The 14,080-nt window shown below is 60.5% G+C and carries 10 protein-coding genes and 2 pseudogenes; 5 read left to right on the forward strand and 7 right to left on the reverse strand.

Annotation, left to right across the window (positions count from 1 at the left end):
• Window positions 1–3 precede the first annotated feature (3 nt).
• Genes HAP41_RS38190 through HAP41_RS38215 form a run of 6 tightly spaced genes read right to left on the reverse strand, consistent with a single transcriptional unit; the run spans window position 4 to window position 6,619 of the window.
• Window positions 4–1,122 (reverse strand): ABC transporter ATP-binding protein, encoded by a 1,119-nt coding sequence (locus HAP41_RS38190; RefSeq protein ID WP_176400473.1) that lies wholly within the window; start codon window positions 1,120–1,122, stop codon window positions 4–6.
• Window positions 1,123–1,140: 18 nt separating this feature from the next.
• Window positions 1,141–2,880: an ABC transporter permease gene (locus HAP41_RS38195; protein ID WP_224580632.1), complete on the reverse strand. Its 1,740-nt coding sequence runs from the start codon at window positions 2,878–2,880 to the stop codon at window positions 1,141–1,143.
• 31 nt (window positions 2,881–2,911) lie between these two features.
• The gene (locus HAP41_RS38200) at window positions 2,912–3,928 is read right to left on the reverse strand and encodes an ABC transporter substrate-binding protein (protein ID WP_224580631.1); all 1,017 of its coding nucleotides are present in this window, start codon (window positions 3,926–3,928) and stop codon (window positions 2,912–2,914) included.
• Between the two features lie 47 nt (window positions 3,929–3,975).
• On the reverse strand, window positions 3,976–4,389 hold the full coding sequence (locus HAP41_RS38205; RefSeq protein ID WP_166082219.1) for a Rieske (2Fe-2S) protein: 414 nt from the start codon (window positions 4,387–4,389) through the stop codon (window positions 3,976–3,978).
• Complete coding sequence (locus HAP41_RS38210; RefSeq protein WP_166082218.1) at window positions 4,389–5,492, reverse strand: amidohydrolase family protein; 1,104 nt, start codon at window positions 5,490–5,492, stop codon at window positions 4,389–4,391. The genes HAP41_RS38205 and HAP41_RS38210 overlap by 1 nt, the downstream gene beginning before the upstream one ends.
• Entirely contained in the window at window positions 5,489–6,619 is a 1,131-nt protein-coding gene (locus HAP41_RS38215; protein ID WP_166082217.1) for an amidohydrolase family protein, read from the reverse strand. The genes HAP41_RS38210 and HAP41_RS38215 overlap by 4 nt, the downstream gene beginning before the upstream one ends.
• 144 nt (window positions 6,620–6,763) lie before the next feature.
• Here HAP41_RS38215 and HAP41_RS38220 point away from each other — a divergent pair, with 144 nt between their 5' ends.
• The 5 genes and pseudogenes from HAP41_RS38220 to HAP41_RS38240 all read left to right on the forward strand — a co-directional run bounded on the left by HAP41_RS38220 (window position 6,764) and on the right by HAP41_RS38240 (window position 12,846).
• A complete protein-coding gene (locus tag HAP41_RS38220) occupies window positions 6,764–7,267 on the forward strand; it encodes a MarR family transcriptional regulator (RefSeq protein ID WP_166082216.1) in 504 nt (167 codons plus the stop codon).
• A gap of 1,083 nt (window positions 7,268–8,350) precedes the next feature.
• Window positions 8,351–9,186 (forward strand): annotated as a pseudogene (locus tag HAP41_RS38225) (IS5 family transposase).
• Between the two features lie 448 nt (window positions 9,187–9,634).
• The gene (locus HAP41_RS38230) at window positions 9,635–10,780 is read left to right on the forward strand and encodes a fructose-1,6-bisphosphatase (RefSeq protein ID WP_063985299.1); all 1,146 of its coding nucleotides are present in this window, start codon (window positions 9,635–9,637) and stop codon (window positions 10,778–10,780) included.
• A 122-nt stretch (window positions 10,781–10,902) separates the two neighbouring features.
• Window positions 10,903–12,018 (forward strand): annotated as a pseudogene (locus HAP41_RS38235) (6-phosphofructokinase).
• A gap of 96 nt (window positions 12,019–12,114) precedes the next feature.
• Entirely contained in the window at window positions 12,115–12,846 is a 732-nt protein-coding gene (locus tag HAP41_RS38240; protein ID WP_166082215.1) for a protein-L-isoaspartate(D-aspartate) O-methyltransferase, read from the forward strand.
• Window positions 12,847–13,683: 837 nt separating this feature from the next.
• Here the strand turns inward: HAP41_RS38240 and HAP41_RS38245 are convergent.
• Window positions 13,684–13,893 (reverse strand): cold-shock protein, encoded by a 210-nt coding sequence (locus HAP41_RS38245; RefSeq protein ID WP_166082214.1) that lies wholly within the window; start codon window positions 13,891–13,893, stop codon window positions 13,684–13,686.
• Window positions 13,894–14,080: the final 187 nt, after the last annotated feature.

Here is a 14,080-nt window from a genome sequence, read left to right on the forward strand (position 1 = left end):
GGCTTAAGGGGCTGCGCCGGCCTGCTCCGGCACAGCCCAAGCCGACTGCTGCGGAACGACGACGGTCACATTGTCTCCGACGGAGAAGCCACCGAACGGCGGCGCATCGACATTGAGGCGGTTATCGTCGGTCTGCACCACGACCGACCGGATCGGACCGCGGAAGATCGTATGCGCAATCTGTCCGGACCATCGAAGCTCGTGGTCACTGTGAGCCGCATCTGGGGCCGCGATACGGGCGTCCTCGGGACGAACCATGACGGTCACGGGCCGCCCGGGCCGGATCTCGCTTGCCGACTGGCACGCTCCACGCCAGCCCTTGCCGACGACGTTGAGCCGCACCCGGCGATCGTCGATCCGCGTGCAGGCCTCCACACTGGCCTCCAGCAGGTTCGGTGTTCCGAAGAAGGCTGCCACGATCCGGTTTGCGGGATAGCGATAAATCTCCTCGGGCGCTCCGATCTGCTGGATTCGACCGCGATCCATCACGACCACACGGTCGGACAACGCCATCGCTTCGGCCTGATCATGTGTCACGTACAGGCTCGTCATCCCAAGCCGTCTCTGGATCGAACGGAACTCGTCGCCCATCTGCAGACGGAGCTTTGCGTCGAGATTGCTGAGCGGCTCGTCGAGCAGCAGCACCTTGGGTTCGAAGACGAGGGCCCGCGCGATCGCGACCCGCTGCTGCTGGCCGCCGGACAGCGCCGGTGCCGGCCGCTCGGCAAAATCCTGCATCTCGACGAGGCGGAGTGCCCTGGCGACGAGATCGCGTATCTCGGCCGCGGATTTGCGGCGCACCCGCAGCGGATAGGCGACGTTCTCGAAGACGGTCATGTGCGGCCAGATCGCGTATGACTGGAAGACCATGCCGAGCCGCCGGCGCTCCGACGGAACAAAGACGCCGCGAGCCGCATCGCTGACGACCTCGTTGCCGATGCTGATGCGGCCGCCGGAATTTTGCTCGAGGCCCGCGACCATCCGCAACGTCGTGGTCTTGCCGCCCCCCGACGGCCCCAGCAGGGTGACGAATTCACCCTCGCTGACCCGCAGGTCGACGCCGTCGACCGCGACGAAATTACCGAAGCTCCGGCTTACCTTCTCAAGAACGACATTCGACATGGCACGATCCAAGCCTGGTCACATTCCACCGATACGGCTGCTGATGAACTTGAGTTGAACCCACCGGAAGACGATCACGAGAACCATCATGATGAGCCCGATCACGCTGACCTGCTCCGCATTGCCGTTCGCCCACAGCTTCAGCAGCACGACAGACAACACCTCGGAGCCGACAGAATAGAGCAGAACGGATGCGCTCAGCTCGCGCATGATGCCGAAGAACACCAGCACCCATCCGACGGCGAAGGAAGGCCAGGCCAGGGCAAGGACGATGCGCCTCATGGTTTGCAGCCAGCTTGCGCCATGCACCCGGGAGCACTCCTCGAGGTCGAACGAAAGCTGCGCATATGCGCTCGACATGGCGCGCACCGAAAGCGGCGTCCCAAGCGAAATATAGGCCAGCAGCAGCGCCCAGATCGTGCCGTAGATCGGAATCGCGTGAGGCAGCAGAGCAAACCCCCAGAGAAACCCGACACCAAGGACGATGCCGGGCATCATCCACGGCAGCCAAGCCATCGAATCGATCAGCAACCGGCCTCGCCACTTCGTTCGGACCGAGACATAGGCGACGGTTGCGCCGAGCAACATCGTCAGCGTGGCGCCGGCGAGGCCCAGGAACATTGTGTTGCTGAACCCGCGCCAGAACTCGCTGCTGCTGAATACCGCCTGATAGTGCTCGAGTGTCAGCATGTCCCACTGGTAGAACCCGAAGAACTTGAAGAACGAGCCGATGACGAGTTGTCCGACCGGGAGAACCACCGTCACCACAAAGAACAGAACGCAAAAGGCAAAGGTTGCCCATCGCCATGCACCGAGTTTCATCACCGAAGGCGAATAGCCCTTGCCAGTGATGGTCTGAAAACTTCGGCCGCGCAGCATCCGCCGCTGCAGAAGAACGATCAGGAACAGTAGCGCCATGATGACGAAGCTGATCGCGGTTGCATACTGATATTGCGGCGGCGACCGCTGGTTGATCGAGTCGTAGATGTCCGTCGTGATGACCCTAATTCCCGCCGGTGAACCGAAGAAGAGCGGTGACTCGAAATTCTCGATGCCGCGAATGAAGCTCAGGATGGCCGCACCGGTCAGCGCGGGCAGCATAAGCTGCAGCGTGACAGAGCGAAAAGTTCGCAGACGTGATGCGCCGCACATGGTCGCCGCCTCCTCGAGACTCGGATCCATCGCTCGGAAGGCGTCCACGATAAGAAGAAACAGGAACGGCACGGAATACTGCATCATGTGCCAGACTACGCCGCCATATGAATAGACGTTGATCGGCGCTGTCTCTGATCCCGTGACCCACTGATAGAGCTGATTGAGCAATCCGACCTGCGGATTGCCGAGCATGCCCCACGCCATTGCGGTCAGGATCGGGGGAATGAAGAATGGCAGCGTGATCAGGACTTCCAGAGCCCCCCGGAATGGCGTGTCGGTTCGCGCCAGTATCCAGGCGAGCAAGACGGCCAGGATTACCGAAGGGATGGTCTTGGCCAGGGATATGCCGACGGTGTTGAGGAGTGTCACCGCGCTTTGCAGCGTGATGACGTCGCGGTATCCGTCCAGATTGAAAGTGCCGGCCATTCCCGGCGGCGTCGAATGCAGGCTTCCATAGAGCAGCATCGACAGCGGATAGACGGAAAGGAAGGCGAGAACGACGACGAGCAGAGCGAGCGCCGCAAGGCGGCCTGCCGCAGTCGCCTGCAGCCACCGCCCGATCCCGCTCAGGCCGGTCGTACGCCTCTCGACGAGGTTGTTCACTCCCTCTCCGGCTGAAACGCTCATGGGTCTCTCAGGGGTAAAGCTTCTTGGCGAGATCCATCATCGAGGAGCGCTCAGCCAGCTTGGCAGGACCGATGATCTTGGCATTCACGAACTGCTGCGCGTCCGGATTGGCGCGCTCGGCGGCTGCGGCGTTCACCGGAAGCATCCAGGCGTTGGCGTAAAGCAATTGCGACTCGACGCTGAGGAAGTGGTCGATGAACAAACGCGCGGCGTTGGGATGCGGCGCGTTCCTGAGCACCGCGAGATCCATCTCCGCGAAAGGTGCACCCTCCTTCGGAATCACGACTTTCACCGGCAACCCCTTCAGATCGGACGTGAACGCAAAGATCTGCGGGATATAGATGGCGTACTCGCCGCGAGCGACGCGCCGCGCGTCGTTTCGCATATCGCGGCTGAACACGGGCTTCTGCTCGGCGAGCTTCTGGTTGAAGTCGGTGCCCATGGTCTTTTCCAGGATGGCGAACATGGTATTCCCGCTGCCGAGCGGCCGCATGTCGTCCGAGAGGATCTTGCCCTTCCATTTGGGATCGTTGAGATCGTTCCAGCTCGTCGGAATGTCCTGCTCTTTGACCAGCCGCGTGTTGATGAGGATGCCCATCGGCTGCATGAAGGCCGGGACGCTGTACTCATTGGCCTTGAACGGAGGTCGCAAATGGGCAGCATTCGGGATCGGCGGCAGTTTCTGCACGAAATCGCCGTTCTTGAGTTGCTCCTCGATCATGGTCGTCGTAACCATCTCGGCGTCGCCCAGGAAGCGGCCGGCCGCCTGCTCGGTGCGGATGCGCTCGGAGAGCTCACTGGCACGGAGGTCGAGACTCTCGACCGGAATTCCGTACTTCGCTTCGAACGACTTGAGGACAGCCGTGAAGTAGGGAGCGCCCAAGGCCATGTTGTAGACCACGACCTTGCCTTCCTTCTTGGCGGCCTCGATGACCTTGTCCCAAGAACCGTCCTCGGCTTGCGCGGAGCTCAACAGACCCACGAAACAGGCGACAGCCGCCGACATCCCTAGCTTGAACAACACTTACTCCTCCCAATGCGCTTTTATTTGCTTAATTGATTCACTGGTCTTCAGACTTCCAAGACAACATATTGCTTGTCGATCGTGACCTGAAACGTTTCGGCGCGCAGCTCGCCTTCGATCAGCGCGCCTCCGGACTCGACTTTCAGCTCATAGCTTCGGACCTTGGTGCGATCCGGCTCGCACCACGACCGACCGGTTCGCAGATCGAATTCCCACCCATGCCACGGGCAGCGCAACAGCTCACCGCGACGGCTGTATTGATAGTCACCAGGCCCTGTTGCCTCGACGAGCCCGACGATGCGCCCCTTGCACAGGGACGCGCCCTCATGCGGGCAACGATTGCCGACGGCGAAATACTCGCCGCCAACATTGAAGATGCCGATCTCGCGTCCATTGACCTGGACCAGCAGGCGCTGGCCCGGCGGGATCTGATCCACGGTCGCAACCACATGCCGCGCCATCAGTCCAACCTGTAGAACTTGCGCGCATTCTCGTAGAGAAGCTGCTCGCGCTGGGCCTGCGTGAGGTTGGCACGAAACGCGTAGCGCGGATCGTCGAAATCCCAATGCGGGTAGTCGGTGGAGAACAGCAGCCGATCCCATCCGATCCTGTCGAACAGATCGATCAATTCGGCCGACGTCGCCGGCTCCTCCATCGGCTGCGTGCTGAACCACACCTGCTCGCGCACATATTCCGACGGCGCCTTCTTCACATGAGGAACCTCGCTCCGAAGGCGTGCCCAGTGCTTGTCCATGCGCGCATTGAGCGAGGGCACCCAGCCCAAACCGCCCTCCATGATCACGACGCGCAACTCGGGAAAGCGCGCCAGGACCCCTTCGAAGACAAGGCTGGCCACGACCGCCTGCATGGTCTGGGCGACCGAGTGGTGTTCCTCCATGTAATAGGATGTCCATCCGCCGCCGGTCGACGGATGGCCATTGGTGCCGCCGACATGAATCGTGATCGGCAGGTTGTTGCGCACGGCCGCCTCATAGATCGGCCAGTAGCGCCGGCGTCCAAGCGGCTCGTCCGTCTTGGGCAGGATCAGGATCTGGGTAAAGTTGGGATCCCCTCCCCTGGAATCGATCTCGGCGACGGAGGCAACCGTGTCCTCCTGGGCGATCAGCACCGAGGCCCTCAAACGCGGCTCCTGCTTCACCCAGCGTTCGACCTGCCAGGTATTCATCGCGCGGGTCAATGCGACGCCAAGGTCGAGATTTCTCTGACTGCCCGGATTCCACCGCAGGGGTATCAACATGCCCACCTCGATCCCGTTCGGATCGAGGTGCTGTTTCTTCATCAGTTCAAGGCTCGATCCCGGCGGCCCGCCCTCCTCCGGATAGGCATCGATCCGCGCGGCGTCGGGCGACATGCGCGGATGCGACAGTGCCTCGGAGAAGGCGTGGCGCAGGTGACTGCCATAGACCGTGAGATGCTCGATCCATTGCCTTTCCAGATAAGGATGCACCTCGGTCCAGGACGTCATCGCCGGATGGATGTCGCAATCGATCACTCTCAGCTTGTAGTTCGAGGCCCGTGGCCGTTCCAGTTCAACGGTGCTCATGGCACAACCTCCATGATCTGATCGGCCGTGGCCAATCGCGAGTAAGCGGCGATTGCATTTTCACTGGCGATCTTGCGGAAAAGCGCATCAGGGAGCCGGCCGGAGAGAACCGCATCCCCGTCGAAATGCCAATGCGGATAGTCCGTCGAGAACAGGAACAGTTCGTCCGACTTGATGTGATCGGCGAGCCGCATGATGGCCTCGCCGTCGTCCGCCGCATCGACCGGCTGGACGGTGAAGCGCACATTGTTACGGATGATCTCGGACGGCGTGCGCGTGACCCACGGAACCTCGGCTCGCACGCCTATCCATGTCTTGTCGGCGCGCCAGATGAACCCGCTCAGCCACGTCAACCCGGATTCGATTGCAACGACCTTGAGCCCGGGAAACTTCGCGAACACGCCCTCCGATATCAGGCTTTGAAGCTGGCTCTCGAATGCGGCGGATTGCGCCACATAGTCCTCGACATAGTATGACGGCCACCCGACGGCGGTAGGCGCATATCGATAGGCGCTTCCTGCGTGAATTCCGATCGTCAGGCCAAGGCGCTCGGCGCGTTCGTAGATGGGCCAGAGATGTCGCCGGCCCAGCGTCGTTTCACCGGACACCAGCATGAGCACCTGCACGAACCGGAAGTCGTCGGCGCGGCGGTCGATTTCCGCCACGGCGAGTTCCGCGTTGTGCGACGGGATCACGATCGAGGCGCGGAGGCGCGGATCCCGATTGAGCCAGTGATCCCTGATCCAGTCGTTGGTCGCCCGGCAGAACGCCGCCGCCATATCCTCACTGTGAAGGACCTGCGCGCCGTAGAGGCAGTTTAGAATTCCATAGCGCGGTCGAAACCGATCGAGCACATGGTCTTGCATCGCTTCGAGCGAGGAGCCCGCCTTCGCACCGCCCGGGAGAAGCCAGTCCGGACGACAGGATAGTGGCGAGTTCTGCGGGTAGCTGGTCAGGCTCAGATTGAGACGGTCGAGCGCGCGGACGGAGACCATCTCGCGCCAATAATCGTCCAGATAGGGCAGGAGGACGCCCATCCCGGGCACAGCCGGATGAAGGTCGCAATCGATTGCGCCGGCATACGTCCTCGCCTGATCAAGACCGGCGACCAAGCCGTTTCCTTCCATGTCACTCTCGCCACTTTTTTCTTGGAATTGGGAGATTGGGCTCTATGTTGATATGTCAATAAATGTTTTGTCAAGAAATTTGATCTGGATCAATGCGCTGCAAAATGCGGGACTTGGAACGAAGTCCATTGGAGATCTTCGAGAATGCCGGCGACCAAGAAATTCGAGAGGGAGAAAGCTTCGGACGAACGTTCTCGGAGTGCCGGAATGCTGGCCCGTGAACATGTGGCCGTGCTGGTGTCGACCCTCGGCATGCGCCTCAACAGAGGCGCGACTGCGTATTACCGCGCGGCCTGGAACATCGGCATCGTGGAATGGCGTCTTCTCATGACGCTCAAGAGCATCGAATCCCTCAATGTCAGTGAACTTTCCGACGCTGCCGACGTCGACAAGGCTGCAGCAAGTCGCAGTCTCGCCATCCTGGCGGATCGAGGGCTGATCTCGATCGAGCAGACTCGCTCCCGTGGCAGAGCCGCTATCGCCAAGCTTACCGGCGAAGGTAGAGATTTCGCCACGAGAATGGCCGAAGCCTCGCGTAAGCGCGAGGCTCGGCTATTCAAAGATTTCCCAATCGCCGACAAAAAACAATTGTCGCAACTTTTACTTCAGCTTTCTAATGCCTTGGATCATGCTGATTGGGAGCACTAACGGATCACACAGCAGCGGAAGGATCAAGTGAGCTACGATGCTCAAGTCCAACCCGCAGAACGTTTCTCGATAGGATGTCCCCGTCTCACTCACGGCATGCGCGACGCTCTTGCCCTCCTTAGGGAGACGGCCGGCGGCTTCGGATCGCCCCCAAAGTCCTGCTAGGTGGTGCATTGTTCTGAAAGTTGTAGCCGTCTCTCGCTTTCAACCGAGATCGGCCGCAACAATTCGTAGACGTGGCTAGGCTTGATCTCTGGGATCGTGAGTTTCCAATTGCCGGGTAAGCGTACCGTTTGAGCGACGACGGCCATTGAACGCGATGCTTCGTGCTCCAGATCGACCAGTGCTCGCGCATGTAGATTTCGGCGCACAGCTCGAAAATAGGCAGGGTGACCTTGGTCTCTCCGGCTTTCGCTTCCTCAGGCGCCGCTCGCTTCTCCACACGATGTCGACGCCGGGTGCGCTGCGATCGCCTTTGACACGAAGACGCGCTACGTCGCGGACAAGCCGCGCGTCCTTTAGCGACACGTCCTTGAGCGATCCTAGACCGAGCCAGCGCGGCTTACCTTCTTTCCAGTACCGGTAGCACCAGTTCTTGCACTCGCGACGACGAGGTAGAGACCGTCGCCGTTGTTGTTGCTGGCTGAGAAGATGATGACGGGACTGCGAAAATGCGAATAACTTCCGTTGGTCACTTTTGAGGGGCTGTGTGATAGGCCAAGCGGTCTCCCATCCTCAAGCAAGTCGATCTGGTCGGACCACTGTCAAAGTCTTGGCACTGGCCTGTTTCCGGCGACAGTGGCTTAGTTTGAAATGACAACGTGGCCCGTTTTGTTCTGGGCCAACCATACGGTGTATTCACGGGCGGAACACGCCGTCATAGATTGCCGCACTTTCCCGGTCTTGGCACGATCTGCAATAGACGCCGCATTCTGACGGGCAATATCATTTCCCGTTTCAGGACTATGGAGGGCGGGCGCGCTTCGCGGGCTAGCTCTTAGTGTCTGTTCCAAAACATGTTGAGTCGAATGAATCGGTTGTGATTCAAGGTGAGCGGCCTGATTCGATGGGGACGCGCCGCCAATGTGGACTACCGAGAACCGTGCACGCTACGACCGCAGCCGCCTGCGCTATCCGAGCGACTTGACCGACGAGGAGTGGGCGCTGATCGCGCCTCGCATCCCGCCGGCCAAGCGCGGCGGCAACAAGCGTACGGTGGACCTGCGCGAGATTGCCAACGGGCTGATGTACATCCTGAGCACAGGTTGCCAGTGGCGCGCGATCCCCAAGGACCTGCCGCCGCGCTCGACGCTGTATGGCTACTTCGATCTGTGGAGCTGGAACGGCACGCTCGATAAAATTCATCACGCCCTCTATGTCGAATGTCGCGAAAGGGCCGAGCGCGAGGCTTCTCCCACCGCCGCCATCATCGATAGCCAGAGCGTGAAAAGCGCTGAAAAAGGGGGCCTCATGATCTCCATGGCTACGACGCGGGCAAGAAGATCAAGGGCAAGAAGCGGCACATTCTCGTCGACACGCAAGGCCTCTTGATGCACGCCATCGTGCATGCGGCGGACATCCAGGATCGCGACGGCGGCGTGCTCCTGATGGCAACGTTGTTCGGCCTCTATCCCTTTCTTCTGAAGCTCTACGCCGACGGCGGATATCAAGGGCCACATTTCCAGAAGGGGCTGCGTAGCGCTCTGAAGCGCGTGAACCTCGAAATCGTCAAACGCTCCGATCAGGCTCACCGTTTCGTCGTCTTGCCCAAACGCTGGATCGTCGAGCGTACCTTTGCCTGGCTCGGGCGATGCCGAAGACTGTCCAAAGATTGGGAATGCTTCAATCACAGGGCGCTCGCCTTTCTCAAGCTGGCCTCCATCCGACTCATGCTGCGAAAGCTATGCAATCCAAGGTAATCTTTCCGGACAGACTCTTAGTCCGTATTCCTGACCGCCTCAGCTAGTATGGCGTAAAGCTGGCGCTTGCTGAGCTCTTTGGGGCTGCCGCTTCTCCAGTGGTTTCGACACCTTCTTACCTACAGTGCGGGCACAAGCGGCGGACAATGCCGCTCTCTTCCGGTCTCCCCCTGTGAACGGAAATCGTCAGACTGCACCGGCATGTATCACGCGGGCCAAAACCGGACTCGTGCACCGCAGAAAATGATGGCGCATGATCTACTTATCCTATCGGTTCTGGTATGATCCTTAAGGTGGTTGAATATCTCGGGAAGCGGATTTTTCGAGCAGGAAGGGCATCTGCGGAACCTAACATAACATCAGACGTTCTTTCGGCGTATGAGCAGCGCCGTCGCCCCGGCGCAGCCTGCGCAGACGCGTCGCGCTGTGCTGGTCGGAGAGAAAGCTCATGAGACTCACTCTTTCGGTCATCAAGGCTGACGTTGGCTCAGTCGGCGGGCATACGAAACCATCCTCACGCATGATGGCAGCTGTCGAGGGCGAGGTCGCGAAGGCGATCTGCAATGGTCTGTTGATCGACGGTTTTGTCTGCCACACCGGCGACGACATTGCGATCATCATGACGCACACTCGGGGCGAGGGGAGCTCCGAGATCCATCAACTCGCCTGGAAGGCGTTTCTTGCGGCCACTTCGGTTGCAAGGACTTCCGGTCTCTACGGCGCCGGCCAGGATCTTCTCGCAGACGCACCTTCCGGAAACATTCGCGGTGCCGGCCCGGGCGTCGCCGAGCTCAGCTTCGACCACAGCCTCTCGGGGCCGAGACCCGCGGAATCATTCATGGTGTTCGCCGCCGACAAATGCGGCCCCGGCGCCTATAACCTGCCGCTCTACCTCGCCTTCGCTGATCCCATGTATTGCGCCGGGCTGATGCTACCCCCGATGATCAAGGGATTCCGTTTCCATGTCATCGACATGGACCACACGGCGGGCGACAGCGTGATCGAACTCGATGCGCCCGAGGACAACTACCACATTGCCGCGCTGCTCCGCGACAACGAGCGCTTTGGCATTGATCGCATCGTTTCTCAAACATATGGCGAGGTTGCCGCCGCCGTGTCGGCGCAACGTCTTCACGCAATCGCAGGCAAGTACACCGGCAAGGACGATCCGGTCGCAATCATCAGAAACCAGGGAATTTTCCCGGCGCCCGAGGAGATTATCTCGCCCTTCGCCAAGGCACACTTCGTGGGCGGCGATGCGCGCGGCTCGCATGTGATGCCGCTGATGCCCGTGCCGCTCAATACACCGGTCACTGGCATGTACTGCCTGCCGATCGTTTCTTGCGCTGGCTTTTCGGTCGACAAGGACGGCCGCTTTTCCGAGTCCTATACCGATTTCTTCGACAACCCGGCGTGGGACGAGGTGCGCCGGCGCGCGCAACGCAAGGCAATCGAGATGCGCAGCCAAGGCTGGTCCGGCGCTGCGATGCTGCCCTATTCTGAGCTGGAATATGGCGGCTTCCGCGACACCGTATCCGCACTCGTGAAGCGATTTCGGCTGCGTGAGGAGCGCAAGCCGGAAGCAGCCGAGTAGCGAAGCTGCGCTGTGCATTATTACGACCTGCCAATGCTGGAAGGTTTGGCTTGGCGAAAAGACGCATCGGCATTCTCACGGGCGGCGGCGACGTCGCCGGCCTCAACGCAGTCATCAAGAGCGTGACTTATCGCGGCAGTGAGAACGACATCGAGGTCGTCGGTCTCCGCCGTGGTTGGGAGGCCCTCACGCACTTGAACCTCGAGGACCCGACCAGCAGGTCTCACTATGTCATCCCGCTCAACCGTGAAAACACTCGCACTATCGACCGGCGCGGCGGCACCGTGCTGCACTCGAGCCGCATCAATCCGTCCAAAATACAAAAGCTGCCCGATCATCTCGTCGGCAGGGACGTTCCAGTCTCCCTGAGTACCAAGGACGGCATCGTAACCAAGACTTGGGACCTCACCGGCCAGGTGCTGGCGAACCTTTCGGGGCTCGGAATCGAACACCTGATCGCCATCGGCGGCGACGACACGCTCAGTTATGCGGCCAAGCTCAACGAACTCGGCGTCAAGATCATCGCCATCCCGAAGACGATGGACAACGACGTCCGCAACACCGAGTACTGCATCGGCTTCTCGACCGCGATCACCCGCGCCAGCGATGCCATCCAGCGACAGCGCACCACTGTCGGCTCGCATGAGCGAATTGGCATTTTCCGCGTCTTTGGCCGCGATGCTGGATTCACAGCGCTCTACGCCGCGTATGCGACCTCGATATGATGCGTCATACCGGAGTACAAGGTCAACCTCGACAAGCTGATCCAGCTGCTCCTCGAGGAGAAGCGAGCGAACCCAAGCAACTACGCGCTGATCGTGCTCAGCGAGGGTGCCGAGTGGGAGGGCTTCAACCTGCAGGAATACGGCGAGCCTGACGCCTACGGTCACCGCAAGAAGGCCAACGTGGCGGAATCGCTTGCCGACGAGATCAAGCGGCGCGCCGGCGAGGAGACGATCACCTCCGACCTCACCTACGACCTGCGATCGGGCGATCCGGACTTCATCGACAAGCTTGTGGCCCTGACTTTCGGCAACATGGCCTACGATGCCATCCTGGAAGGCAAGACCGGCCTCATGTCGGCGCTGGTAGAGGGCTGCTACGACCTCGTGCCCATCCCTGACGCCAAGCTCGGCCCGCGCAAATTGGACGTCGCCAGCAGCTACAACACGGAGCGCTATCGCCCCATCTACGGCAACAAGCAGGGGTTGCCGATCTTTCTCAACCGCGCGTCATAGATAGATGGTGACCCAAGCGCCGGCATGACTGGTTGCTGCGGGTGCGTCGCAACCGGCCTTGTCGCCGCCGCGCCACCGAGATCGGGGAGACGGCTCATGAGGACCTTGCTGCTGCTCGTGCTTTCTATGGTGACCGTCGCGCGCGAAGTGACCGCACAGGACGCGCAATGCGTCCTCGAACGCGCCGCCATGGTCGAAACCATCCGGTCCTACGCCCGGTCCCACGTCAGTGTTTTGGGACAGCAGGGGCTGTCGGGGAGAGTCCTTGAGGCCATGGGGCAAACACAACGCCATCTGTTCATCCCTGAGCGATCTTGCTCCATCGCATACGCAGACATGCCGCTTCCGATCGGCGCCGGCCAGACCATATCGCAGCCATTCATCGTGGCCTTGATGACTCAGCTGGCTCACGTCGCGCCCGATGATGTTGTGCTCGAAGTCGGTACGGGTTCGGGCTATCAGGCTGCCATCCTTGCGCACCTGGCGCGAAAGGTCTGCACCATCGAGATCATCCCGCAGTTGGCCGCGGCCGCAGCCAAAACGCTCAAGGACCTCGCGTATGACAATGTGAGCGTTCGGCTTGGCGACGGCTATGCTGGCTGGCCCGATTGCGGTCCTTTTGAAGCAATCATCGTCACCGCAGCGCTCGGGCACGTACCGGCGCCGCTGATTGAGCAGCTCAAATTGGGTGGCCGGCTGGTGATGCCGGTGGGACCTGCCTACACCACTCAGCAGCTCACGGTGGTGGAAAAAACCGGCCCGGGCAAGACAGCAACGCGCGCCGCCAGCCTCGTGCGGTTTGTACCCTTTACGCGCTCACCAGATTAAAAGCCAATCGACGTTTAATTCTTGAGCAGCACTTGCGCAGTCGCCCTCGCTGGCTGGAGCCTTGGGAAAGCGCCAGCTGTTCGAACCTGTCGGCTTCGGGTCAAAATCCGCATTGACCGCCGCGAAGTCCAACTTCCGCTCTGCCCCCGTTAACGGACATCGTCAGACGGTCAGTCGGGTCCGCCACCAGTTGCAACTCAAAAAGACCCGCGCGCGAAGGGGAACCGAATGCGCTAGGTCGCATTTCTAGACGTACAGGCACACTTGCTACGTCAAGCTGACCCTTTCACGACAACTTCCGAAAGGATGGCGACCATGCCACGGGTGAAGCAAGCTGCGAAGCACGCACGCGCAACCAAAGCCGCCGCCGTGACGGCACTCGGTACGGCCGGACTGGGTCTCTCGCTGGCGGGGAGCGCATCCGCGCACACGATACCCACTGCTCATATCCCGCATTCTGACAACATCTCGCCCAATCAGCGCTTCGTTCTTGGCGAAGAGGAAATGGCCGACGTCAGTCTCGCCACGTTCTATCTCTTCGATAACGAAAATGCTGGAAGCGACGTGCAGCTAGCCGCCGTCCTTGTTCGCCGAGGTTGCGGTGGTTGCCGTGGCTGCCGTGGTTGCCGAGCTGTGCGTGGTTGCGGTGGCTGCGGGGGTTGCGGCGGCTGCTGCGCACGCTGGGGACGGTGCCGCTGGTGCTAAGTTCCACGACCTAGCGGATGAACGATAAAACTTAACGAACAATCGTGCGGCATCTCCGCCGCAGGTCGGCGATGATATCCCCCCTGTAGCCTGCTTCTCAGTACATCCGTGAAACCGAAGCGTCGACCGATGTTATAGGGTCTTCAGATTTTCAGCGCTCGTCTTTCCGCGCCTCGGATCGGTCTTCTCCTCGAAGGAGACCTTCTGCCCTTCGGCTAGTCCATGAAGGCCCGCACGCTCGACGGCGCTAATGTGAACAAATACATCCGGCCCACCATTGTCCAGCTGAATAAAGCCAAAGCCCTTCTGGCCGTTGAACCACTTCACGACACCCGTTGCCATTATCCGTCTCCAACAATACCCACGAAAGAGTTCGTTACCCACAATCCGTGTGAGCAAATTCGATCCAGCGATGTCTTGGAAAGGCCCCCTCGGGGCGCGGCCATCAAGTCATTCAATAGGTCGAACCCCTTCACCATACCACCGGTGGCATGGGTTGCCACGGGAATGAGATGAGAGGGCGCCGCGG

It is taken from the genome of Bradyrhizobium barranii subsp. apii, assembly GCF_011516635.5.
Classification (GTDB): domain Bacteria; phylum Pseudomonadota; class Alphaproteobacteria; order Rhizobiales; family Xanthobacteraceae; genus Bradyrhizobium; species Bradyrhizobium barranii.